Origin of the sequence: Acinetobacter sp. P8-3-8 (genome assembly GCF_000214135.1) — a bacterium.
Classification (GTDB): Bacteria; Pseudomonadota; Gammaproteobacteria; order Pseudomonadales; family Moraxellaceae; genus Acinetobacter.
In genome coordinates this window covers 12563-38230 of record NZ_AFIE01000027.1, presented here as the reverse complement: position 1 = coordinate 38230, position 25668 = coordinate 12563, and the positions used below count along the sequence as shown (strand labels likewise).

General features: G+C 39.8%; 23 protein-coding genes and 1 pseudogene. 4 read left to right on the top strand and 20 right to left on the bottom strand.

From position 1 onward, the window contains the following. Nucleotides 1–60: 60 nt before the first annotated feature. Together GGG_RS0111875 and GGG_RS0111870 are read left to right on the top strand one after the other, a co-directional pair. A complete protein-coding gene (locus GGG_RS0111875; RefSeq protein WP_010115139.1) occupies nucleotides 61–930 on the top strand; it encodes a 1-aminocyclopropane-1-carboxylate deaminase/D-cysteine desulfhydrase in 870 nt (289 codons plus the stop codon). 118 nt (nucleotides 931–1048) lie between these two features. Continuing rightward, a complete protein-coding gene (locus GGG_RS0111870) occupies nucleotides 1049–2248 on the top strand; it encodes an NAD(P)/FAD-dependent oxidoreductase (protein WP_010115138.1) in 1200 nt (399 codons plus the stop codon). 180 nt (nucleotides 2249–2428) lie between these two features. On the opposite strand, the gene GGG_RS0111860 is transcribed toward GGG_RS0111870, so the two are convergent. From GGG_RS0111860 to GGG_RS21570, 3 genes and pseudogenes are all read right to left on the bottom strand, one after another. Then, nucleotides 2429–2611, bottom strand: a complete 183-nt coding sequence (locus GGG_RS0111860; RefSeq protein WP_010115137.1) for a hypothetical protein — start codon at nucleotides 2609–2611, stop codon at nucleotides 2429–2431. 105 nt (nucleotides 2612–2716) lie between these two features. After that, nucleotides 2717–4351 carry a mechanosensitive ion channel gene (locus GGG_RS0111855; RefSeq protein WP_010115136.1) on the bottom strand — a complete coding sequence of 545 codons (1635 nt, stop codon included), beginning with the start codon at nucleotides 4349–4351 and terminating at the stop codon, nucleotides 2717–2719. 442 nt (nucleotides 4352–4793) lie between these two features. Further along, nucleotides 4794–4925, bottom strand: a pseudogene (locus tag GGG_RS21570) (hypothetical protein); the annotation flags it as partial. Between the two features lie 155 nt (nucleotides 4926–5080). Here GGG_RS21570 and GGG_RS0111845 point away from each other — a divergent pair. Further along, on the top strand, nucleotides 5081–5503 hold the full coding sequence (locus GGG_RS0111845) for a hypothetical protein (RefSeq protein ID WP_010115134.1): 423 nt from the start codon (nucleotides 5081–5083) through the stop codon (nucleotides 5501–5503). A 90-nt stretch (nucleotides 5504–5593) separates the two neighbouring features. Here GGG_RS0111845 and GGG_RS0111840 read toward each other — a convergent pair whose 3' ends face one another. After that, nucleotides 5594–6355: a ferredoxin--NADP reductase gene (locus GGG_RS0111840; RefSeq protein ID WP_010115132.1), complete on the bottom strand. Its 762-nt coding sequence runs from the start codon at nucleotides 6353–6355 to the stop codon at nucleotides 5594–5596. 83 nt (nucleotides 6356–6438) lie between these two features. Here GGG_RS0111840 and gigC point away from each other — a divergent pair, with 83 nt between their 5' ends. Continuing rightward, the gene (gene gigC / locus GGG_RS0111835) at nucleotides 6439–7317 is read left to right on the top strand and encodes a LysR family transcriptional regulator GigC (protein WP_010115130.1); all 879 of its coding nucleotides are present in this window, start codon (nucleotides 6439–6441) and stop codon (nucleotides 7315–7317) included. Nucleotides 7318–7478: 161 nt separating this feature from the next. Here the strand turns inward: gigC and GGG_RS20475 are convergent, their stop codons facing one another. The 16 genes from GGG_RS20475 to ndhC form a co-directional block, all read right to left on the bottom strand. Then, nucleotides 7479–7781: a hypothetical protein gene (locus GGG_RS20475; protein ID WP_010115129.1), complete on the bottom strand. Its 303-nt coding sequence runs from the start codon at nucleotides 7779–7781 to the stop codon at nucleotides 7479–7481. 375 nt (nucleotides 7782–8156) lie between these two features. Beyond that, complete coding sequence (locus GGG_RS20470) at nucleotides 8157–9740, bottom strand: hypothetical protein (protein ID WP_010115127.1); 1584 nt, start codon at nucleotides 9738–9740, stop codon at nucleotides 8157–8159. A gap of 65 nt (nucleotides 9741–9805) precedes the next feature. Next, nucleotides 9806–10441 (bottom strand): uracil phosphoribosyltransferase, encoded by a 636-nt coding sequence (gene upp / locus GGG_RS0111820; RefSeq protein WP_010115125.1) that lies wholly within the window; start codon nucleotides 10439–10441, stop codon nucleotides 9806–9808. A gap of 121 nt (nucleotides 10442–10562) precedes the next feature. Further along, nucleotides 10563–12059: an NADH-quinone oxidoreductase subunit NuoN gene (gene nuoN, locus GGG_RS0111815; RefSeq protein WP_010115123.1), complete on the bottom strand. Its 1497-nt coding sequence runs from the start codon at nucleotides 12057–12059 to the stop codon at nucleotides 10563–10565. A 2-nt stretch (nucleotides 12060–12061) separates the two neighbouring features. Further along, nucleotides 12062–13666 carry an NADH-quinone oxidoreductase subunit M gene (gene nuoM / locus GGG_RS0111810; protein WP_029574562.1) on the bottom strand — a complete coding sequence of 535 codons (1605 nt, stop codon included), beginning with the start codon at nucleotides 13664–13666 and terminating at the stop codon, nucleotides 12062–12064. A gap of 7 nt (nucleotides 13667–13673) precedes the next feature. Further along, the gene (gene nuoL, locus GGG_RS0111805) at nucleotides 13674–15563 is read right to left on the bottom strand and encodes an NADH-quinone oxidoreductase subunit L (RefSeq protein ID WP_010115119.1); all 1890 of its coding nucleotides are present in this window, start codon (nucleotides 15561–15563) and stop codon (nucleotides 13674–13676) included. Then, nucleotides 15560–15868, bottom strand: coding sequence for an NADH-quinone oxidoreductase subunit NuoK (gene nuoK, locus GGG_RS0111800; protein ID WP_004827952.1), 309 nt, complete (start codon nucleotides 15866–15868; stop codon nucleotides 15560–15562). Before nuoK ends, nuoL begins: the two co-directional genes overlap by 4 nt. Further along, nucleotides 15868–16386 (bottom strand): NADH-quinone oxidoreductase subunit J, encoded by a 519-nt coding sequence (nuoJ, locus tag GGG_RS0111795; protein WP_171057695.1) that lies wholly within the window; start codon nucleotides 16384–16386, stop codon nucleotides 15868–15870. The genes nuoK and nuoJ overlap by 1 nt, the downstream gene beginning before the upstream one ends. After that, entirely contained in the window at nucleotides 16386–16928 is a 543-nt protein-coding gene (gene nuoI / locus GGG_RS0111790) for an NADH-quinone oxidoreductase subunit NuoI (RefSeq protein WP_010115116.1), read from the bottom strand. The genes nuoJ and nuoI overlap by 1 nt, the downstream gene beginning before the upstream one ends. Nucleotides 16929–16946: 18 nt before the next feature. Then, entirely contained in the window at nucleotides 16947–17960 is a 1014-nt protein-coding gene (gene nuoH / locus GGG_RS0111785) for an NADH-quinone oxidoreductase subunit NuoH (RefSeq protein WP_010115115.1), read from the bottom strand. A gap of 2 nt (nucleotides 17961–17962) precedes the next feature. Continuing rightward, nucleotides 17963–20647 carry an NADH-quinone oxidoreductase subunit NuoG gene (gene nuoG / locus GGG_RS0111780; RefSeq protein ID WP_010115114.1) on the bottom strand — a complete coding sequence of 895 codons (2685 nt, stop codon included), beginning with the start codon at nucleotides 20645–20647 and terminating at the stop codon, nucleotides 17963–17965. A gap of 11 nt (nucleotides 20648–20658) precedes the next feature. Next, the gene (nuoF, locus tag GGG_RS0111775) at nucleotides 20659–21990 is read right to left on the bottom strand and encodes an NADH-quinone oxidoreductase subunit NuoF (protein WP_010115113.1); all 1332 of its coding nucleotides are present in this window, start codon (nucleotides 21988–21990) and stop codon (nucleotides 20659–20661) included. Continuing rightward, entirely contained in the window at nucleotides 21987–22496 is a 510-nt protein-coding gene (nuoE, locus tag GGG_RS0111770; protein WP_010115112.1) for an NADH-quinone oxidoreductase subunit NuoE, read from the bottom strand. The genes nuoF and nuoE overlap by 4 nt, the downstream gene beginning before the upstream one ends. A 13-nt stretch (nucleotides 22497–22509) precedes the next feature. Then, nucleotides 22510–24297, bottom strand: a complete 1788-nt coding sequence (gene nuoC / locus GGG_RS0111765; RefSeq protein WP_010115111.1) for an NADH-quinone oxidoreductase subunit C/D — start codon at nucleotides 24295–24297, stop codon at nucleotides 22510–22512. A gap of 86 nt (nucleotides 24298–24383) precedes the next feature. Then, nucleotides 24384–25061, bottom strand: a complete 678-nt coding sequence (locus tag GGG_RS0111760; RefSeq protein ID WP_010115110.1) for an NADH-quinone oxidoreductase subunit B family protein — start codon at nucleotides 25059–25061, stop codon at nucleotides 24384–24386. A gap of 7 nt (nucleotides 25062–25068) precedes the next feature. Next, complete coding sequence (gene ndhC, locus GGG_RS0111755; protein WP_010115109.1) at nucleotides 25069–25617, bottom strand: NADH-quinone oxidoreductase subunit A; 549 nt, start codon at nucleotides 25615–25617, stop codon at nucleotides 25069–25071. Between the last annotated feature and the right edge of the window lie 51 nt (nucleotides 25618–25668).

Below are 25668 nucleotides of genomic sequence, written 5' to 3'. Positions count from 1 at the left end.
AAATATCAAGACTGAGTTTGAGTACAATACGATTTAATATCATGAATACAATATTGTTCTATGTTCGATCGTATTGCTCAAACGATTTCTAACCAAAGCCTAAAGCTCGATCTTCCTGTACAAGTTGCAGTTAAACGTCTGGATCAAATTCATCCGCGAATTTCAGGCAATAAATTTTTTAAGCTCAAATACAATTTTTTAGAAGCTCAGCGTTTAAATTTAAAACAAACCATCACTTTTGGCGGTGCGTATTCCAATCATATTGCAGCAACCGCTTATGCCGCACATCGTTTTGGCTTTCAAAGTATTGGCATCATTCGTGGAGATGAATTAGCTCATAAAGCGCTGAATCCAACCTTGCTCACAGCACAGCAATTGGGCATGCAACTTCAATTTGTTTCACGTGAAATATATAGGCTAAAAGATACACCTAAATTTTTAGCTGAATTAAAAGGAAAATATCCGCATGCTTATATCATTCCTGAGGGCGGAACCAATACTTTGGCAATCCAAGGCAGTCAAGAGATTCTGACTAAAGCAGATTTACAAGATTATGATGTGATCTGCTGTGCTGTTGGGACTGGTGGCACAATCACAGGGTTGATTGAAGCCAGTACAGATCGAAACACGATTTTAGGATTCTCAGCATTAAAGGGTGATTTTCTACAACAAGAAGTGGCTCAACGAACATTGAAAAGAAATTGGAAAATTATCGATGATTACTGCTTTGGTGGTTATGCCAAAACAAATTCAGAGTTATTTCAGTTTATTCAAAACTTTGAAAATAAACATCAGATTCCCTTGGAACAGATTTATACAGGAAAAATGCTCTACGGTATTTTTGACCTGATTACCAAAGGCTATTTCGATGAAAATACCCGAATCTTGGCAATCCATTCAGGTGGGTTACAAGGTCGAAAAGTCCCTTAAAAATATTGGAATGGATTCAGAATATTGTTACTTCTAAATACATTAACTCAAGATTAATTCTGAAAATGAACTCAAATTTGTCTATAATCCCCTGCTTTGACTTTTCATGAGTTTTTGCATGTCTTCCAACCAATACGATGTGATTGTCCTCGGTGCAGGTGCTTCAGGTTTAATGCTTGCAGCAAAGGCTGCTGCACGTGGTCGTAAAGTTTTGGTGGTTGAAAAAGCCAATAAAATTGGTAAGAAAATTCTCATGTCAGGCGGTGGCAAATGTAACTTCACCAACCTCTATGTCGAACCTGAAAACTTTATTTCACACAATCCGCACTTTGTTATCTCTGCTTTAACACGCTATACCAATTGGGACTTTATTGGCATGGTATGCGAGTATGGTATTGAATACGAAGAACGCAAGCATGGTCAGCTTTTCACCTTAAAAGGCTCGAAAGAAATCTTAGCCATGCTACTCAATGAATGTGAAAAAACACATTTAGTCGATATAAAAACCAATTGTGAAGTCAAAGCAATCACACAAGTTGATCAACAAGGTTTCCAAGTTGCAACCAATATCGGTTATTTCCAAGCTGAATCAGTCGTTGTGGCTTCGGGTGGTTTATCTATTCCGACCTTAGGTGGTTCAGATATTGGCTATAAAATTGCAAAGCAGTTTGGTCACCATATTTACCCAACACGTGCAGGGCTGGTTCCCTTCACTTTTTCAGATCAATTCAAAGAAGTCACCACACGCTTAAGTGGTAATGCTGTTGAAGCCACTCTTTCCAATGAGCTGAATAGCTTTACCGAAGCACTCTTATTTACACATCGTGGTTTAAGTGGGCCGAGTTCATTACAACTCTCGAATTATTGGAATGTTGGGCAAAGTTTTAAAATAGACTTCTTACCATCCGTTGATCTTTTGGCTTTTTTCAAAGCAAAAAAACAAGCTCAACCTAAAGTTTTACTTCGTACTTTATTGATCGAACATTTGCCTAAAAGTGTCGTACTCGAACTACAACAATTAATTTGGACTGAATTTGCAGAAATAGCGATTGGACAATTAAGCGATGAAAAGCTTGAAAATATTGCCAATAAATTGCATCAATTTGAAGTTAAACCATCTGGAACAGAAGGTTATCGTACTGCTGAAGTCACGTTAGGCGGTGTTGATACGACAGAGGTTTCATCAAAAACCATGGAAAGTAAAAAACAAAAAGGTTTATTTTTTATAGGTGAAATTTTGGATGTGACAGGTCATTTAGGTGGTTTTAATTTCCAATGGGCATGGGCATCTGCATACGCCGCATCTGAGTATGTTTGATGAATTGATTTCAAATCATTTATTTTCAATCATTCTTTTTAAATCAATGCTTTTGGCGGTTTTGTTGAAACTGTGAAATCGCCAAACTGCACGGCATTCAGCTTCTTGGCTATTCTCCAATCACATCTAAAAGTATAAGATTTAAAAATATAAGATTTAAAAAACATAAAATTCAGATTTTTAGTCTTGCGAATCTTTTGGATGATCCTCTTGCGCTTGCTGAGCAGCTTTGCTGCGTTGCTTGTTGGGTTTAGCAAAAACAAATTTATACGCACTGGCTAAAAATCCAATCGTAATTCCAGCAATCACAATTGGCGCAATCAATTTATTCGGCTGCTGGTTTGTAGGTTGTTGGTTTGACATTATTTTTCTCCTCTACGTTTTATACAATACGATGTATTCGCTAAACGATCATAAAATAAAAAGATCGATCAAATATCCTGATCGATCTTTTTTAAAAATTAAAGGTTATTTCGGGTCATTTTCATCATGATGATGAGAATTATCCAATGTATCATTCAAAGATTGATACTCCGTTTCAATAATAGGTGCATCTGCTGTCACTTGATTCGATTCGGCAATCGATGCATCTGAGGATTGGCTATTCTTTTGATTTAAAGGATTCGGTTGATTGGCTTCCTTTTTAGCCTTATCAATTAAATCAGTTAAAACTCGTTCAGCAGGTTGACGTCCACCTAAGCCAAAGGCCAAGGCAAATGCGACTGCAACAGAACCTAAGGTTAAACCAAATGCAAGATTGACAATAGAATCTGCAATTCCCATTGCTTTTAAACCCATCGCAATGACTAGACCCATAATCAAGATACGAACTAAATTTCCCAACCAGCGAGAACTATTATATTCCCCACGTTGCACTATATTTGCCACAATATTGGCTAACCAAAAACCAATCACAAGAATTACAGCACCTAATAAGATGTTCGCACCAAAGTGAATAAACATTGAGATTAGATTACTGACTTGTTCAAACCCAAGTCGATTTGCGGCTTCTGAAACCGCAAATAACATGGTAAAAATAACGATCAGATAGCCGATCATACAAGAAACTTTGGTATCACCTAAGAACCGTTGAACGTCTAATTTCGCAGGAATTTCATCTACACCTGTCCCTGCAACAACTTCAGCAACCAAACGTCCTACAAAACGTGACACCACATAGGCAACGATGAGAATCAAACCTGCTGCAATAATATGCGGAATGGCATACATAATCTCAGCCAACATTGCAGTAGCAGGCTGAGAAATCGCTTGGATACCAAGCGCTTCAAACGCAACGATGAGCGAAGTAATCATCACGATTGCGAAAACAAAAGAGCCTAAAAACTTAGATAAACCTTGATTTGAGTTTTTGAATAAGCCTACTTTTTCAATTTGAGCTTGCAAATTCAAACTGCTAATCAAGCCTTCAACGATACCTCGTACGATTTTCGCCAAGATATAACCAACAAAGACGATCACACCTGCGATAAAAATATTTGGTAAGTATGAAACAGCCTCACCCAACATGTTTTGTATTGGAAGCAATAAACCTTGCAAACCCAATATAGATAAGACGATTGGTAAAAATAATAATAGAATCAACCAATAAACGATATCCGCAACATTTTGAGTAATTGGACTCACACCAACTTCAGCACTGAGTTTTTCATCTAATCGTGTTCGATCTAAAACCCGTTTTAAACCGACTCTAACCAAATTCGCGACAATCCAACCAATAAAACCAATCGCAACTGCAGCCAATAATTGAGGGATAAACAATAAGAACTGTTGAATCATCAGGCTAAATGGACCACTGACACTGGTTAAATTCAGTACATTTAATGCACCTATCAACGCAATGATCATCACCACCCAAAAGACGATTCGAGATAGAATATTCTCAATATTTGAACGATGACCTGTAGCCGTGGATAATTTCTGATTCGTGCCGAGCTTTTCGAGGATTTTTTTGATACCAGCAGCGATAATTAAAGCAATAATCCAACCAATAATCAGGATCGCAACTGCAGCCAGTATGGGTTGAAATTGATCCCAATAATACATGGCATCAAAATGCCCCCGTGCTTGTAAAATTTCATTCATTTTTATATTCCTCAAGCTTGAGATTTATACTTCGTTGAGATTCACAATCATTCTAGGTTGACCCTAGAATGTTGATTTGTTTTTGATTGATTACACATTCACTTTATATTTTGCATATTTATTGTTCAATTCTTACTGCATAACTCCTACAAATATGATTCAAAATAAATCATAAGTACGCTATGCATTAGGCTTAAACTATGAATCACATATAAATTAAATGGATTTAAATTTGAAAAAAATAGACCCTTTTTTAACGTTTATAAATTTTTTTTAGTGAATAAAAATCAAAGACTAAAATCATTTTATTATTCAAATTGTTCTATCAAATCTATCGAAAACATAAACAAAAACTCTAGCAATATGAATATGGCTAGAGTTGGTGAGATAAATCATTTTTCATTATCATAGGGCTGATGTTTTTATTTCATCATACCCAATGCGCTATCATGTAAAGAAGCATCGCGATTAGAAATAACCCCACAAGAATAAGCATATAAACGGGTAAGCGTTTCTTTTGAGTGATTTCTTCTGCACTGGTTACATGAGATGGTTTGCTGAAATCGTGTCGCATAATTTCTACCTCCATCCATATGATGTATTCTCATATTAGCAAGTTAATCTGTTGAGTTGTGTAAAATATTTTAAACGAAAGTAAATTTTGCCCTGAGCAGTTCTTCACAGATAAATAAGCTATAATATGTACCCCATTTTTTGGCTATTGTAGATATGGCTTATCAACGACAAAGTGTCGCACTCGATTTAGACACTGATGTCACACATCAATGCTACTTGCATACGTCTCGTGACGAACATTTGATTGGTATTATTGAATTTAGTAAGCCGAGTTACGTGGTGAAATGGGGCGACCTAGAATATTTCCGCCGCCGTACAGATGAATTTTCTGTTATGCCACTTCCCGACTGTGTCAATGCGATGATTATTGATATTCGTAATGTAGTGCCATTTTTGGATAATGAAGTTCCGATCATCCCGTGGCGCTTGATTGAAGAAGACTGCCCTATTCGTTTGGTTGTTCCACAAGATCGCTTAGAACATTATGCAGGATTTTTTGAACCAACGTGGTTAACGACCGATATCGACACAGCAATTCAAGAATTACGCGAATTTATGGACATGTTTGTGCATTGATGAATCAACGCACAAATATCAGCATAAAGCTTAGATTTTCTATTTAAAATTGACTTGATGGCGCATAAATCATTCAAATAACAAACGATTTCACCAATAATTCTCTACAGCAATATTCCCTTCACCACGACGATTCATAGTTAAGCCACGCGCTTTCAAAGCTGCTTTGGTGTCATCCACCATTTGTGGATTTCCACAGAGCATGACATGGGTCGTTTCAGGGTTAAATGTAAGACCAGCGACTTTTTCCAATTCACCATTTTCAATTAAAAGCGGTAAACGATCGTGCAAAGTTGCATTTGGATCACGGGTAATAATCGGAATAAATTTAAATCCAGTATGCCCTTCACCAAATGTTTCGGCAATTTCCTGAATACGATCGACATAAGCCAATTCTGATGCTGTTCTAACACTATAAACTAAATTAATTTTTTCATATTTAGACCATGTTTCAAAATCTTGTAGCATGGAAATAAAAGGCGCCAATCCTGTACCCGTTGCCAATAACCATAAATCTTTCGGTAATGGCAATTGATAACGTGCTAAAGTGAGGAAACCGTAGGGAATTTTTTCTAAATATAGTTCATCTCCCACTTGAAGGTGCTGTAAATTCGAAGTAAAAGCACCGTCTGGGACAACAATTGAAAAGAATTCCAAGGTTTCATCAAATGGAGAAGAAACCACAGAATAAGCGCGTACAATTAAGTCATCATTCACTTTCAAACCGATTCGTGCAAACTGCCCTGCGGTAAACTTAAAATGTGCAGGTCGGGTCATGGTAAAACTGAAAAGTGTATGCGTCCAACGACGAACAGACAAAACTTTTTCTACGCTAAATTTTTCAATTGACATGATTTCTACGTGGCATGAAAGATAGTGCTCATGGTAGCATGACTATATAATTTATGAATATTTAAAATGTTAAGGCTCTACACATGCGAATGACTTTACGCCAATTGGCTGTTTTCGTAGCTGTTGCTCAAGAAGGTACTGTTACCAAAGCGAGTGATGCAGTTCGGTTGACTCAAAGTGCTGCAAGTATGGCTTTGGCAGACTTGGAGGATGGACTAGGTGCGCCGCTGTTTGACCGTCTTGGGAAACGATTACAGCTTAATGATTTAGGACGCTTTCTACTGCCTCAGGCTTTAGAAATTTTAGGCCGTTGCGAAGCTTTTGAACAAGCAGCGAAAGGTGAGTTACAAAGCATCGATTTACGCATAGGTGCAACATTAACCATCAGTGATTACTTAATGCCTGATTTAATGGCCGATTTTTTACAAGTTCAACCTCAAGCACATTTACAACTTCAAGTCGGCAATACCCGTCAAATGATTGAAGCAGTCAATCAATTCCAACTTGATTTAGCATTGATTGAAGGTTCATGTTATTTACCTCAACTCCAATGCATCCATTGGCGTGATGATGAACTTGCCGTATGTTGCTCACCAAATCATTCATTGGCCAATCTTAACCGCCCACTCAAGCCAGAAGATTTTTATCAAAGTGAGTGGATTCTTCGTGAAGAAGGTTCAGGTACACGTGAAGTTTTTGATAATGCGATTTTAAAAGATTTACCCAACGCCAAAATTCGTCTTACTTTAGGTCATAACGAAGCCATTTTGAAAATCGTTGCAGGTGGTTTGGGGATGTCATGTATTTCTAAACTTGCCATTCAACCTTTGTTGGATAAAGGTGAATTAGTTATTCTCGATACACCTTTTTGGCAGTTGACTCGCCCTCTTTTCATGCTAGTTCATCGTCAAAAATACCAAGGCCCTGGTTTAAAAGCCTTTATGAAATTTTGTGAAAAATAAAAGTTGTGAAAAAAATAAAAGCTCCTTATGGAGCTTTTATTTTTTAAGTCATTTTTGCCATTTGAATAGTTAGATTTCTTCTAATTAAAGAAGAATGAGTTTTTAGAACTACGCTGTGTATCTCAATTAACATGATTCCAATAATACCGTCTGAAATAATCCTACTTTTCTAATTTAATCTCAATAGGTTGAGGTTCAAAATGAAGAGACTGAATATTCTCTTTTAAACTACTTTGAGGCTGTTCACTTAGTGCAATTGGGTTAATCTGACCATTATCTTTACGTGGTTGCATCACTTGCTTTTGCTGCTGTTCTAATTGTGCAAATTTTGCCTTTTGATTGGTTTGGTAAGTTTTATATTGCTCCCATGCACCAACACTAAAATAGACTAAACCTGAGAAAATAACCAAAATCACAACTGAAACAAAACCAAGTTTAGAGCCATCGTTTTTAGCTCGTTTCAAAATATTTTCCTGCTATGATTCATTGGCTTTCGGGATATCTAAATCGTAATTGATTATAGCACCTTAAACGAATCATTTGACTCGTTTGTAATACGCTCAAGATATTTCTACCACGATATATTTTATATTTTCACCCAGTTGAGATCATCTATCATAATGAGGAAATTCAGCCATATACAATTACACTGACAAATTGGGATTAAGATTGGGTAAAAACCCTAAATCCCTCATCATTATAATACTTTATCACTTTGTCCAAATCGAACACACGTTCCCTCATATTCAAATAACGTCGAATCATCTAAATTCACAGATGGAGTTAAAATAAATTCATTAATGATTGATCTAAATACCAACAACAATTTATTTTAAAACTTAACGTGCAGTTGCTTCTCTCTTTTGACGTTTAATTTCTTCCTTCTGTTCCTTTTCATACTGTTGCAATTTTAATAAATTCTCACTTTTATATTCTGTATAGCGATCATGCGCATAAAAGCCAAAGTTAATCGTCACTAATAACACAACACCTGTGACTAAAATCCATGGATTAAAATGAAAACGCTTTTTAACCTCGGGCTTCACTTGAACTTGTTTACGTTTAGAATATAAAAACTTAACCTTCATTTGCTGTATAAACTTTTGAAAGCCACTTAAATTCATCTTTTTTTCAAGCAATTGCCGATCACGTAATTGTTGCTGTAAATCCACAGATTTGACTTTCGGTACTGGTATTTCTTTTTCAGCCACCACTGTATCTAATGCAGGTACTTCTTTAAAAGTTTGCTCATTTGCAACAATACTTTCCATTGATTTATCAATATGAAGATGGTTCTGAGTCGGTTTAATAAGTTCTACTGGTTGAACGGCTTCTACTGGTTTGTAAATGCTTTCATTTAAAACAGGTTCGCTAATCTCAATTACTGGCGTTTCTTCTACTACAGGATTTGATACTGCTTCAATCTGAATGGATTGAACAGGTTCAGGGATGATTTCTTCAACTGCTTGAATTTCATCGTTGATCGACTCATTTAAAACAGGTTCGCTAATCTCAATCACTGGCGTTTCTTCTACTACAGGATTTGATACTGCTTCGACCTGAATGGACTGAACAGGTTCAGGGATGATTTTTTCAACTGCTTGAATTTCATCGTTGATCGATTCATTTAAAACAGGTTCGCTAATCTCAATTACTGGCGTTTCTTCTACTACAGGATTTGATATTGCTTCAATCTGAATGGATTGAACAGGTTCAGGGATGATTTCTTCAACTGCCTCGTTAATCGATTCATTTAAAATAGGTTCAGAAGCATCTACTTCCTGAATTGTTGCAACTTCTTCGAGAATGACTTCATCTGAAACCGATTCGGTGATTTCCGCAACTGGCACTTCTTCTACAACATTATGCTTTTCTATAATCTGAATGGGCTTAATTACCTCAACAAATTTCTCAGTATAAGAGCTGCTTTTGATAATTTGTGGTTGAATCGCTACTCTTTGGAATTGAACTGTTTGAGTAGATTGAGTTGCAAATACATTTTTACTACTGGCAGGCTCATTGTTATCCTTTGCAGCAGGAATGTTTTGATCAACTACAGCATTCTCAGAAATATGCTCATTTTTGTGTGCAATCGTGTCAGCAGAAATTCGTCGTTTCTTCAAAATTTTTCTGGAGTTATGCACATTCTCAAATGAACTTTCATCATAAACAAGCTTGGAAGATGGCTGTTTATTTTTATCAGCGACATAATTTTTATGATCTAAACGCACAATGAATTTAGCTAAAAATTCACCATGTTCTTCTACAACAATACATTTAACCCGTTCACCAATTTGTGGCAAAATCGAGGTGTTGGAAAAATTTTCTAATTTAAAAACAACTTGTTGATGATCAGATGCCAACTCTATATGGCCTAAACCCAAACGATCATCAAAAAAAGTAACAATGCCTTTACGAAACATTTTTTGTTCTCTTTTTAAAGCGTAAAAAAAGGAGACTTTAAAGCCTCCTCTGATCATACTAAATTTTAATCTTTTTGCACACTACCAAAAATTTTATCTCCAGCATCGCCAAGACCTGGAACAATATAACCATGTTCGTTCAAACCTTGATCTACTGACGCAGTAAAAATAGTGACGTCTGGGTGCGCATCTTCAACACGCTTAATGCCTTCTGGTGCAGCAACTAAAACCATCACACGAATGTCTTTACAACCACTTGCTTTAAGCACATCAATCGCAGCAACCAAAGAAGAACCTGTAGCAAGCATTGGGTCAATGATCATCGCGATACGGTTTTGAACATCAGGAACTAATTTTTTATAGTAAGTACGTGCTTCTAAAGTTTCTTCATCACGTTCTAAACCTAAAACTGAAACTTTAGCACTTGGAATAAGATTTAAAAAACCTTCCAACATACCAATACCTGCACGTAAAATTGGCACTACAGTAATTTTTTTCCCTGCAATTCTATCTACAGTGACTTTACCAGCCCATCCACCAATTTCATGGTCACACACTGGCAAATCTTTCGTTGCTTCATAGGTCAAAAGCATGGTGACTTCTTGAGCAAGTTCACGGAAATTCTTAGTACTAATATCTGCACGACGTAATAAACCTAATTTATGACGAATGAGCGGATGACGAATTTCTTGAATAGACACGGGAGTACACCTAAAAAGATAAAAGTAAATTTGCACTATTATAAATGTTTTTTATATTAGAGATAAGAAAAGCCCTCAACGAATGAGGGCTTTTTTTGTTAATAGCTATCGTTTTTTCAGATTATTGCTGTTGTGACATCAAAAAGTGTATCGGAGATAAAATTTCTGATTTCAATGCGAAATTAATAATTGGATCAGGATAAATACCGATCAACAATACTAATGCAGCCGCACCAAGAACCATCAAACCACCAACTTTTTGTCCCCAATGATCCACAGCATCGATACGTGGTGTTTCAGGTGGTGTCATATACATCACCACCATAACACGTAAGTAGTAATACAAACCGATACCACTACCCACCACTACCATTGCAGCCAAGAACCAATGTTGTGTCGTTACAGCAGCCATAACCACCATAAACTTACCAATGAAGCCTGCGGTTAATGGAATACCTGCCAACGATAACATCATTACAGTTAAAGTCGCTGTCAATACTGGACGACGCCAGAATAGACCACGGTAATCCGCAAGTGATTCTGCTTCATCAACATTGTTATAAGGACTAGACATGAGTGCTACAGCACCAAATGCACCAATCGTCGTTAATGTATAAGTCACCACATAAACACTAACGCTACCTAAGCTTGCATAAGTCATACTCACCAATGCAATCAATAAATAACCAAAGTGTGCGATTGATGAATAACCCAAAATACGTTTCAAGTTAACTTGACGTACTGCAAGGAAGTTACCAACGAGGATTGAAAGTACGGCAATTACAGTAATGATCGTCACAATCGATGGGACAAGAATCGCACCTGAAGTCAGTACAAAACGAACCATTAAACCAATGGTTGCTATTTTCGCCACAGTCGCAAGGAAAGTTGCGATTGGCGCAGGCGCACCTTGGTAAACGTCTGGTGTCCACTTGTGGAATGGTGCAAGTGAAAGTTTAAAGCCAATTGCAAAAATAATTAGACCTAAACCTAACACAACCATCGGTTGCTTAATTGCTTCAAATAACGCTTGGAAAGACTCATAGAATGCCAATGAACCTGTATAAGCATATAAATAAGCCATACCCATTAACAACATTGCAGATGCTGTAGCAGAGAGTACTAAATATTTAATACCCGCTTCTAAAGACTTTGAACGTTGATGTGTATAAGCCAATAAACCATAAACAGGAATAGACATTAACTCTAAGCTAATAAAGAACGATGCATAATGTGAACTTGTCACCATTAACATTGCCCCTGCAACAGAGATCAACATTAAGATATACAGCTCTTCACGATTATCCTTATACGTTTCAATATAAGCGTGAGATAAAGTACAACAAGCCAATGCCGCAATAAGAATCATTAATTGATAAAGCAATGTAAATGGATCAACCATAAACATATTCATCACATTCGATGGTGCATAAGCACCACCAAACATCATGAATAAAATATCAATAACTGCAAGGTTTAAACCCACAACCGAAGCTGTCGCAATCAGATTATGATTACGTTTAATCGCAGTTAAGATCATCACGACGATCGCAGTTAACGCTACGATCATTACAGGAGCCAAAGGCATGAGCTCCGAAAATGACATTGTGAAGTTCATGACTATTGGATCTCCACATTTTGTTGTGAAATTACTTGTTGAGTAACATCGACAACTTCTTGAACTGGAATGTAGCTATTTGCTAACCATGCCATGCTTGAATGTGAAATATCCAAGAATGTTTGAGGATAGATACCTAACCAAACTAAGCCGAAAGCACAGATTAATAAAATAACAGTTTCACGTGCATTTAAATCTTTTAATGGGCTTTCATAATGTTGTTTCTGTTCTTCATTTGGCGTACCAAACAACGCTTTATGAATCAAGATCAGACCATAGAGTCCTGCAAATACTAAGCTGATTGCAGCAAGAATAGTAAATGTTGGGAATTTAGCAAATGAACCCATCAAGATCAGGAATTCACCGATAAAGTTACCTAGACCTGGAATACCTACTAGCGCACATACAAAGAACATTAAGAAGAATGGTAAGTATTGGAATTGACCACGAATACCACCCATCAAACGCAAATCACGTGTATGTAAACGCTCATACACCTGACCACACATAATGAACAATGCAGCAGATGATAAACCATGCGCTAACATCATGATCATTAAGCCTTGGAATGTCAGGATATTACCTGCGTACAACGCCAGTAAAACAAAGCCCATATGAGAAATTGATGTATACGCCAGTAAGCGTTTCATATCTGTTTGTTGGAAAGCACACCAAGCGCCGTAGAAAATACCAATCAAACCTAAAATAATTGCAATATCTGCGAATTGTGCAGAAGCTGCTGGGAAGAATGGCATAACAAAACGCAGTAAACCATACGCAGCAGTTTTAATTAAGATACCTGCCAAGTCTACAGAACCCGCTGTAGGTGCTTGAGCATGTGCATCTGGTAACCAACCGTGCAAAGGGAAAACAGGAAGTTTTACCGCAAAACCGATGAAGAAACAGATCATTAATCCATATGCAACATGTGGTGCTTGCGCATCAAGTGTATTTGCAACTGCTAATAAGTAGTTGTAATCAAATCCAATCATACCAGTCATCATGTAACCATAGACCACTAAGCCTAGGATACCGATCAGCATGATTAAACCAGCAACTTGGGTATAGATAAAGAACTTGGTTGCAGCGTAAACACGTGATTTACCACTTGCACCACTGTGACCCCAAAGTGCGATTAAGAAATAGATTGGTACAAGCATCATCTCCCAGAAGAAGAAGAACATGAACAAATCAATCGCTAGGAATACACCGATTACCCCACCTAAAGACCATAAAAGGTTTAAGTGGAAGAAACCAACGTTCTTTTGGATTTCACCCCATGAACAACCTACTGCAAGAATACCAAGCAATGCAGTTAAGCCGACCATTAACAGTGAAAGACCATCTACAGCTAAATGAATATTAATACCGAGTGTTTTGATCCACGGTAAATAAAATTCTGCTGCCCAAGTTGGTACTTTCGCACCCAACTCATAACTAAATCCACCTTGTTTCCATAACACTAATGTTAGGACCAAAGTCAGGATCATCCCGACTAAGGCAATATAACGAGGTAGATGTTGATCAAGTTTATCAACTAACCAGCAAATGAAACCTGCAATAAAAGGTACAAGAATCAGTGCGGGTAAGATCCAGTTGTTTGTGATTTCCATCTTATTTCCCCACTACCTGAATCACGATCAAGATCATCAGCAATACCACTACACCGAGTGACATACTTGATGCATATTCACGTAATGAACCTGTTTGACGGGTACTTGTAAATTTATTACCACTTTTCACAATCGCAGGTAATACCAGCCATAAGCCATCAATTGGGTCACGACCAAGAATTTTTGCAATCAATAAATAAGGTTGAACAAACACAAGGTTATACAGCGAATCAAAACCAAATGCGTTACGGCAAATGTTTGCAAGACCTGCACCGAATGAAGTTTCAGCAAAGCCTTTTACTGCTTTATATGCAAATGCAAATAACACAATAGCGACAGCTAAACCAGCCAATGCAATACCTACAGCAAGATGCTCTGCACCATGCATACCTTCTTCAAGTGCTTGAGAAACTTCAAAAGCAGGAATGTGTGCTGCATTTAAAACGTTCATTACAGGTGCTTTTAAGAAATAAGCCAAACCTGTTGAAAGCACAGCTAACACACCCAAAGGCGCCCAGTAAGTCACACCTTTGATCTCGTGATATGGCGTATTTTCCTTACCAAAGAATACAACCCAAATTAAACGGAATGTATAAATCGAGGTTAAGAACGCACCAGCAACACCTACCCAATATAATGAGTCATATAGTGCTACAGATTGACCTTGTGCCCAAACAGCACCTAAGATCGCATCTTTTGAGAAGAAGCCCACTGTGATGAATGGAATTGCAGCAAGTGCACCACCACCAATGGCGAAGCAAGCAAATAAGAATTTGTTCTTGTAGAACAAGCCACCCATTTTGAAGATGTTTTGTTCGTGATGATATGCAAGGATTACCGCACCTGAAGACAAGAATAATAATGCCTTGAAGAATGCGTGAGCCAACATGTGGAATAGACCTGCTTGGTACGCTTCAGCACCTACAGCCATAAACATATAGCCCAACTGACTCATTGTAGAGTAAGCAAGAATACGCTTGATGTCGGTTTGAACCAATGCAGCAAAACCAGCAACCAATAACGTTACCGCACCCGTAATCGAAATGAACTGCATCACTTCTGGTGTCATTTCAAACACAGAGAACATGCGGCAGCACAAGTAAACACCAGCTGTTACCATTGTCGCAGCATGGATCAATGCTGATACTGGTGTAGGACCAGCCATCGCATCTGCCAACCATGTTTGTAATGGAATTTGTGCAGATTTACCAGCAGCACCCAAGAACAACATTAACGAAGTCCAAAGTGCAAGATTATGATCAAGTGCTAACACTTGTGATGCATTTGCAACAATCGTTCCGATGTGCAAAGTACCAAATTGTTGGTAAAGCAAGAACAATGCGATGAGTAAGAATACATCACCAACACGTGTTACGGTAAATGCTTTGATTGCCGCAAAACCATTTGCAGGGTTTTGGTAGTAATAACCAATCAATAGGTAAGAACATAGACCTACGCCTTCCCAACCTAAGAATAACAACGCTAAGTTGTCACCCAATACAAGCACTAACATGCTCGCAACGAAAAGGTTGAAGTAAGAGAAGAAACGTGCAAAGTCTTCTTCGCCACGCATATACCACGTTGCAAAGATATGAATAAGGAAACCAACACCTGTGATCATGCCCATCATCAATAATGATAAGCCATCTAAGTGCAAGTTCACACCTGGTGCAAAACCGCCGACATTAAACCAAGTCCAAAGGTGCTGTGTCTGAGCAACAGAACCATTATTCACAAAGTCCATGCCTGCAATTAAAGCAAATAATGCAGAAAGTCCAACTGAACCCGCACCAATAATTGCAGCTACATTTTCAGGAAGTTTATTACGCCCTGCCGCTAAAAGGATAAAACCAATGAGCGGAAATAAAATCGTTAAATATAAATAACTCATCCGCGCATCTCACTAGCAGCATCTACATCCAAGTGATGGAAGCGATGATAGAACTGAAGGACGATCGCAAGACCGATACATGCCTCTGCGGCAGCAAGGGTTAAAATCAAGATAAACATGATTTGCCCATCTGGTTGCGCCCATGCGCTACCTGCCACAACGAATGCCAATGCTGCCGCATTCATCATGATTTCAAGGCTCATTAACATGAATAATAAGTTGCGACGTACCATCACACCATAAAAACCCAGTGCGAAAAGGATAGATGCAACGATCAAACCATGTTCTAAAGGAATGTTGCCCATTATTCTTTATCCCCTTCTGCACTAGGTTCACGTTTGCCTAAGTGGAATGCTGCAACAAGTGCTGCGAGCAATAACATTGCAGCAACTTCAACCAATAATAAATATTGTGTGAATAGCGCTTGACCAACCGCTTTAGGACCAACCACTTGTGTGCCAATAACTGCACCTGAAGTTGTGTAATCCGAGCCCAAGCTCCAAACCAAGCATAAGCCTAATAAAAAGCACATCAGTGCAGGATAAGCCCATGCATCTGAAGTTAACCATTTACGTTCTTGATCAACAGTATGTTGACCAAGATTGAGCATCATCACCACAAATACGAACAAAACCATGATCGCACCTGCATAAACAATAATTTCTAATGCTGCTGCAAATGGTGCACCAATGGTTAAGAAAATACCTGCAACTGCAAGTAAAGACACGATCAAACTAAGCAGTGCATGTACTGGATTCGCATTGGTCACAACACGAACCGTAGAAACAATGGCCACGAGAGCCATTAAATAAAATGGCCACATCATGGTAATAAGCTCCGTACATCAACAGGTGCGCTTTCACGTTGCGCTTGACCTTTCTCTTTACCGTCAATTGCCATACCCGCTACACGGTAGAAGTTGTAATCTGGGTATTTACCAGGACCTGAAATAAGTAAGTTTTCTTTCTCATAAACAAGGTCTTGACGTACATATTCACCAAGTTCGAAATCTGGTGTTAACTGAATCGCAGTCGTAGGACATGCTTCTTCACACATACCGCAGAAAATACAGCGTGAGAAGTTAATGCGGAAAAATTCTGGATACCAACGTCCATCTTCTTTTTCAGCTTTTTGCAATGAAATACAACCGACTGGGCATGCAACAGCACATAAGTTACATGCTACGCAACGCTCTTCACCATCTGGATCACGTGTTAACACAATACGACCACGGTAGCGCGGAGGTACGATTTGTTCGGCTGGTACTTCAGGATATAAAATCGTGTCACGTTTACGTGTGACATGGCTAAACACCATCCACAACGAACGAACAATTGACCCGACTCCAGCTAGAATTTTATACATTTTGTACTCCCTGCTGTCCTAGGCTTGATTCATCAGAATCACAGCACCAGTCACCAAAAGGTTAACCAACGCCAGTGGTAAACATACTTTCCAACCAAAGTTCATCACTTGGTCATAACGTGGACGCATTAACGAACCACGAGCCAAGACGAACATCATCACAAAGAATGCTGTTTTTGCGATGAACCAGAACGCATCTGGAATGAATGGAATATTTAAATTGAATGGCGCTAACCAACCACCGAAGAATAAAGTCACGATCAGTGCAGAAATTAAGATGACGTTGACGTATTCAGCTACGAAGAACATCCCCCATTTCATACCGCCGTATTCTACGTGGTAACCTTCAGCCAATTCTTGTTCTGCTTCTGGTTGGTCAAATGGATGACGGTGAGTTACCGCAACACCTGCAACCACGAAAATCATGAAGCCAATAAACTGAGGAATAACAAACCATACATCACGTTGAGCTTCTACGATGTCACGCAAGTTAAATGAACCCGCAATCGCAACGACACCCATCAATGAAATCCCTAAGAAGACTTCATAAGAAATGGTTTGAGCTGCTGAACGTAGACCACCGAGTAGCGCATATTTGTTATTTGATGACCAACCACCAAATAACACGGCATATACTGCAATACCTGCCATTGCCATAAAGAACAATAGACCGATGCTCATGTCTGCAACACCTAAATAAGGTGAAACAGGAATAACCATGAACGACAGTACCGCAGTTGCCATTGCAACTGCTGGTGCTAAACGGAACGTCAGTTTATCAACAAATTTTGGTGTCCAATCTTCTTTGAACATGATTTTAAGCATGTCGGCAACGATCTGGAACATACCGCCTGGTCCAACACGGTTTGGACCATAACGGTCTTGCCATAGACCAAGCAAACGACGTTCAATGAACGACATCAATGCAGCAAGTAAAACCACGACCAACAAGATCACGATAGCTTGAATCACTGAATAAGCGATTGGCCAGTCCTGAGCCCATGTTGGTAGAGCGCGTAAAGTTTCATTCATGATTACACTCCTACCGCCACAGATACAGGTTCTGCAAGAGATACCGTAGGTGCTTGACCTACTGGATAACCAATATAACCTGAAGGTAAATATTCAATCACTTGCACAGGAAGACGAATTATTGTCTCACCTGCATTAACTGTAATTTGCTGACCATCTTGTACATTCAAACGTTTCGCATCTTGCTCACCAACTGCAAATACAGGTGCTGGAATGCGTGACTCCATCGCAGGTGTTTTCGCAGTGAACTCACCCGAAGCAAAGATATGGTGCATTGGCACTAAACGGAAACTGTCTGGATTTGCCACAACTGCTGCTGGAGCAACATAGCTACGTGTAGGACGTTTAGCAAGGCGGTCAAATAAACGAACACCTGCATCACCACCTTTCAAATGCCCACCCACTTCATCTTGGTATTTGTTCCAAGATTGCGGAGAGTTCCAACCTGGTGCCCATGCAAATGGAACCAAAGAAGACGCATTTTGAGGGCCAACATAACCTTCCATAGAGAATGTTAATGCTGAATCTTTATCTACAGGTTGTTTAGGCTCATGTACATTTAACAATGCACGAATAGCTGTACGACCTGAGTAACGACGTGGTTCACGAGCAACTTTCAAACCATGTACACGGTAACCCGCATCAGGTGCAACATCTTGAATCGCTTCAAGTGCAGGAACGTTTTTCACAACCGACTCGATAACATCATCAAGTAGCGTCCAAGAAATCGCCTTACCTTTCACGCCAGTTTCAATGGCATGTAACCAACGCCAAGATTCTTTAATCGCAAGTTCAGGTTTGTAGTAACTCGGATCATAAACTTGATAGAAACGCTGTGCACGACCTTCTTGGCTTACCACGGTACCGTCACCTTCGACGAAACTCGCAGCAGACAATACAACATCAGCAGCTTTTACAGTATCCGTTTCAGAATGATCTAAAACAATCACGTTTTGCGCTTTATCTAATGCAGCTTGAACTTGAGTCGCTGGTAAATGACGGAATAAGTCATTTTCCATAATCACGATAGAATCATAATCTTGTGCAAAAGCTTGTTCTAAACTTAAACCGCCAAACAACGCTAAGCCCATTGAGTTCACTTCAGGAACGGTCAATGTTAAACCTGCATTTCCACCAAGATTTTGCGCTACTTGTGTAGCCGCTTCCATGATCGCAGCATCTTGTAAACTTGTACCAGAAATGATCAATGGTTTTTTCGCAGCTTTTAAAGTATCCGCAATGGTTTGAGCAAATGCTTTCGCATCATCATCTAAACCAAGAATGACGTCACCTTTCACTGCTGCAGCGACTGCAAAGCCTAAACGTGCAATATCATTTGGAGAAGCAACAACTTCACCTGTAGCAACATCAGCAAGACGAGTTTGCGTAGCAGCCAAGATATAAATCGGAGATTTCGCATCTTGAGCAATACGTTGTAGAGGTTCTGCTAACCAGTCTTGAGTACGACGTTCTGCAGCCATTTCTTTGGCTTTGTTTTTCGCAGCTTGGCGAACAGACAATGCCATACGTGGCGCAGTTTGCGTTAAGTCTTCACCGAGAATTAACACAGCATCATAACTTTCAATCTCACGCATACCCGGATTATAAATACCTTCGGTTTGCATAATTGAAGCAGCAAGCTCAACCAAACTTTGTTCTTTCTGTGACATACCTGTTGAATAGTGTTGCTGTCCAACAAGCTCACGCAGTGCATAGTTTGATTCAAGTGATGCACGTGGCGAACCAATACCCAAAACTTTTTTGCCTTGAATATTTTCAATCACAGTATCTAAAGCCGTATCTACAGAAACTGTAGTGACTTCAGTACCACTGCGGAATTGTGGTTGACGTGGACGATCTTCAAGATTCACATAACCTGCACCAAAACGGCCTTTATCGCAAAGGAAGTATTGGTTAACGTCACCATTGAAACGGTTTTCTATACGACGTAACTCGCCATAACGCTCACCCGGTGAAATATTACAACCTGAAGAACAGCCTTGGCATACGCTTGGCGCATACTGCATATCCCATTTACGGTTATAACGTGCAGAATGTGTTTTATCGGTAAATACACCTGTCGGGCAAACTTCAGTTAAGTTCCCTGAGAACTCTGATTCTAAAGTGCCTGATTCTGGGCGACCGAAATAAACACGTGAAGCGCTCGCATATACACCAAAATCTGTACCGCCTGCGTAATCATTGTAATAACGAACACAACGATAACATGCGATACAACGGTTCATTTCATGTGCAATGAATGAACCCAATTCTTGATTGTGATGCGTACGCTTAGTGAAACGATAACGACGACGGTCGTGACCTGTCATTACTGTCATATCTTGTAGATGACAATGACCACCTTCTTCACAGACTGGGCAGTCATGTGGATGGTTAGTCATTAAGAATTCTACGATAGATTCACGGAAATCTTTCGCTTCTTTATCTTCAATCGAGATATAGGTATTGTCAGAAGCAGGCGTCATACATGACATTACTAAACGACCACGCGTATCCTCAGGATTCGCATATTGAGTAACAGCACATTGACGGCAAGAACCGACTGAACCTAAGGATGGATGCCAACAAAAATATGGGATGTCGATGCCAAGACTCAAACATGCTTGTAGCAAGTTTTCCGAGCCGTTGACTTCATACGATTTTCCATCGACATGAATTGTAGCCATAGTCGAGTTCCTTAAACTTGTTCTACGTTGCTTGCTTGAGCAGCAGGACGATCTGTCACTTTTGCTTCAAACTCGCTACGGAAATATTTGAGTGCGCCCATAAGTGGTTCCATCGCACCAGGTGCGTGAGCACAGAAAGTCTTACCAATCCACAATTTACGTGTGAGTTCTTGAAGATGTTGAATGTCTTCCATCTTCCCTTCACCATTTTCAATTGCTTTAAGCGCTTTAACTGCCCAAGGTAAACCATCACGGCAAGGCGTACAGAAACCGCATGACTCACGAGCAAAGAACTCTTCTAAGTTACGTGTCGCTGAAACCATACATTGTGTTTCATCAACCACCATCAACAAGCACGTACCTAAACGTGAACCTGCTTTCATGATGCTTTCTGCATCCATTGGAAGGTCGATGTGTTCAGCGGCCAAGAAGTCAGTCGATGCACCGCCCGGTAACCATGCTTTAAGTTTCAAACCATCACGCATACCGCCCGCATAGTCTTCGATCACTTCACGTGCAGTTGTACCAAATGGAAGCTCCCATAAACCAGGGAATTTCACCTTACCTGATGCACCATAAATTTTTGTACCCGGATCTTTCGACTTACCCGCAGAAAGATTGATGTACCATTCAGGGCCACGCAAAATAATTGCAGGCAAGTTATTGTAGGTCTCTACGTTGTTGACAATCGTAGGACGACCCCAAGCACCCGCAACCTGTGGGAAAGGTGGTTTAGTACGTGGATTTGCACGACGACCTTCAAGTGAGTTAATCAATGCAGTTTCTTCACCACAAATATAACGACCTGCGCCCGTATGTACGTGTAAATCAAAGTTCCAACCTGTACCGAGGATATTATCACCCAAGTAACCTTTGGCACGAACTTGCTCTAAAGCATCATTGAGATACTGAGCAGCTTCGATGTATTCCCCACGAATGAAGATATAGCCTTGAGTTGCCTCTAAGGTATAAGCTGCAATCAACATTCCTTCGATTAATTGATGTGGAAGTTTTTCCATCAACAAACGGTCTTTGAATGTACCCGGTTCCATTTCATCAGCATTACAGATCAAGTAACGAGGGCCACCATCATTAGGTGCCATCAATGACCATTTAATACCTGCTGGGAAACCTGCACCACCACGACCTTTTACAGTCGCCGCTTTAATCACTTCAAGCACATCTTTCGGTGGCATAGTGATGGCTTTTTTAAAGCCTGCATAACCTTCAAGCGCTTCGTAATCATCTGCATTACGTACAAATTCTTGTTTGCTTAAACGCCATGTTAATGGATGGGTTTCTGGGTTACCTTCGCCATAAATTGGTTTTGGTTCGGTATTCATACATACTTCTCCAATAACTGTTGAATTGATGTCACTTCAACCAAGCCGTGAGTATCTTCATCAATCATCAACGTCGGACCTTTGTCACAGTTACCTAAACAACAGATTGGCAATAAAGTGAAACGACCATCAGCGGTTGTTTGACCAAATTGAATACCCAATTCACGTTGAAAAGCTTCTGCCAAAGTTTCCGCACCCATCAAGAAGCAAGCAATTGAGTCACACAATAAAATCACGTGACGACCAACAGGTTGGCGATAAATACGGTTATAGAAGGTTGCAACACCTTCAAGATCAGCAACACTGATTGTCAACAATTGTGCAATCGCATGTAGCTGTGCATCATCCACCCAACCATTACGGCGTTGTACGCATTTTAAAGCATCCAAGGACGCTGCGCGTGGGTATGGATAATGACCAATGTGATGTTCAATTTCATGGATTTCATCCGCAGTCAAAATCCCTTCAACATTCACACGTGGCTTTTTATCAGTCAAAATCATCATAATGCGTCTACCCCTAGCGATCCACGTCAGCCATAACGACGTCAATAGTCGCTAAATAAATGATCAAGTCAGATACAAGACTGCCGTTAATCACGGAAGGAATTTGCTGCAAATGTGTGAATGTTGGCGTACGAATACGGGTACGGTAACTCATCGTTGACTTATCAGAAGTCAAGTAGTAGTTAGATGCACCTTTCACAACTTCAGCCATTACAGACGCTTCGCCTGCTGGCATTACAGGACCCCATGACACGCTCAAGAAGTGCGTAATCAAAGTTTCAATATCTTGTAAAGTCTTGTCTTTTGGTGGTGGAACAGCCAATGGATGATCTGCTTTATACGGACCAGATGGCATATTATCCAAACATTGCTTAACAATCTTCAATGATTGGTTAATTTCATGGAAATGCACCATCACACGCGCATAAGCATCGCCTTCATACTCTAATGGCACTTCGAAATCATAGTTTTCGTAGCCACTGTATGGACGATATTTACGAACGTCAAAATCAATACCTGTTGCACGTAAACCTGTACCTGTTACACCCCAAGCCAATGCAGATTTTGCATCGTATTGCGCAACATTACGGGTACGACCAATGAATACTGAGTTACGTAACGCAGCTTTGTAGTATTCATTCATACGACTTGGCATCCATTCGAGAATTTCACGAATGAGTTTTTGCCAGTTATTTGGTAAGTCGTGCGCTGTACCACCGATACGGAACCATGCTGGATGCATACGGAAACCTGTGATCGCTTCAATCGCGTCATAGATTTTTTGACGATCCGCAAACATATAGAATACTGGTGTCATACCACCCGCATCCTGAATCGCAGTACCGATATACAACAAGTGGTTATTGATACGGAATAATTCAGACATCATGACACGGATACACTGTGCACGGTCAGGAACAGTGATTCCCGCCATTTGCTCCACACCCATCACATAAGGCATGTTTTGCGCACAACCACCCAAGTAGTCGACACGGTCTGTATACGGAATGAAAGAGTGCCAAGTCTGACGTTCAGCCATCTTTTCCACACCACGGTGGTGATAACCAATATCAGGTACACAGTCTTTCACTTCTTCGCCATCAAGCTGCAAAATCACACGGAATGCACCGTGAGCAGATGGATGGTTAGGACCTAAGTTAAGGAACATGAAATCTTCATCGTCATTACCACGAGTCAGACCCCAGTCTTCTGGTACGAAACGAAGATGTTCTTGTTCAAAATCTTGCTTTGCTTTGTCTTGCATGTACGGCGTGTATTCAGTCGCACGTGCAGAGTATTCTTTACGCAGTGGATGACCTTCCCAATACGTCGGTAACAAAATACGACGAAGCATTGGATGCCCCTCGAAATTGATCCCAAACATATCGTAAGCTTCACGTTCGTACCAGTTAGCATTTGGCCAAATATTGGTCGCAGTTGGAATATTAAGATCATTCTCACTCAACGCCACTTTAATACGAATATCACTATTGCGTTCCAAAGAAAGCAAGTGATAGAAAACCGTAAAGTCAGATGCAGGTAAATCCTCACGATGAGTACGTAAACGCTCATCTACTGCTGACAAGTCAAACAGCATCACATAAGGACGTGACACTTTACGCAGGTACATTAAAACGTCTTGTACACGTGCGCGTTCAACCCAGACCGTTGGAAAATCTTCAAACGTCGGTTGCACGTAAAAGTTCTCGCCAAATTTGGCTTTGAGATCTTCTACAATCGCAAATGCTGGGCGTGAATCAACTGGAGTTGATTCTGGCATAGCAATTTCAGTTTCAGCCATTGGCTTGGCTTCCTATTTAATACAAATTCTGTGAAATTTCCTGATGATCATATCCATCAGATATGTCAAACATTCATCAGTAAAAATTACTCAATTTCGTCCATAGAGCGTAAGTTTTTAACTGCAATACGTTCAGCATTCTTACGGTCACGTTCAGGCATCATCTTTGGCTTATACACTGGCTTAAGATCATCACCGATTACCGCAGAAAGTGGACGACGCTCTAATTGAATTTGGTCTTGTAATAACATTAATGCTTGGATCAATGCTTCAGGACGAGGCGGACAACCTGGAACGTACACGTCAACAGGAATAATCTTATCCACACCTTGCACAACTGAATAAATATCGTACATACCACCAGAGTTTGCACAAGCACCCATTGAGATCACCCATTTAGGCTCAAGCATTTGTTCATACAAACGTTGAATTACAGGTGCCATTTTTACAAAGCATGTACCTGCAACGATCATTAAGTCAGCTTGACGTGGTGAAGCACGAATAACTTCGGCACCGAAACGAGATAAGTCATGCACACCTGTTAAAGTTGTTGCGTATTCTACGTAACAGCATGATGTACCAAAGTTAAAAGGCCATAATGAATTTTTACGGCCCCAGTTCACAGCTGTATGCGCCACATCCTCTAAACGAGTCATGAACACATTTTTATTCACTTCTTCTTCAAGTGGATCAGTCACAATTTGACGATCTTGAAGTGGATATTGCTCAGCTTCTGGATTCGCACGGGTTAACGTATATTTCATTCCCGAGTTACTCCTTATTCAGTGACATAGTCGGAGATTTAGATTTCACACGACCTGATGATTGAGCTGGAATTGTACCTGTAGGGTCAATCACTAACTCTTCAATAGAATTGAAGCGGGTAATTTCTGCAAGGTCCATATTCGGAGAACCTACTTTAGGTTTGATACCTGCTGCTTTACGACGATCTGAAGGTGCCCAGTTAAGTGCGCCAGTTGAAAGTTCATAAACCAAACCAACAAGCAAAACTAAAATAAATACAGCCGCAGTTGCAAAACCAACCCAACCCACTTCACGAACAGAGTTCGCCCATGCGTATAAGTACAGCGCTTCTAAGTCGAACACGACAAAGAAGATTGCAACCAAATAAAATTTTGCAGATAAGCGGATACGTGCACCACCAGCACTTACCACACCTGATTCAAATTGCTCTTGCTTCGCACGTCCCCACGATTTACCCCCAAGGAGTAAAGGAACTGTAAGCATAAAGACACATAGAAATGTAACGCCGATCACGAAGGCAATAATCGCCCAATCGTATGGAGTAATGGCACTCATGCGGGGATAACTCCTGGCAGGCCTATTATTAACAAAGAATGTATGTATTGG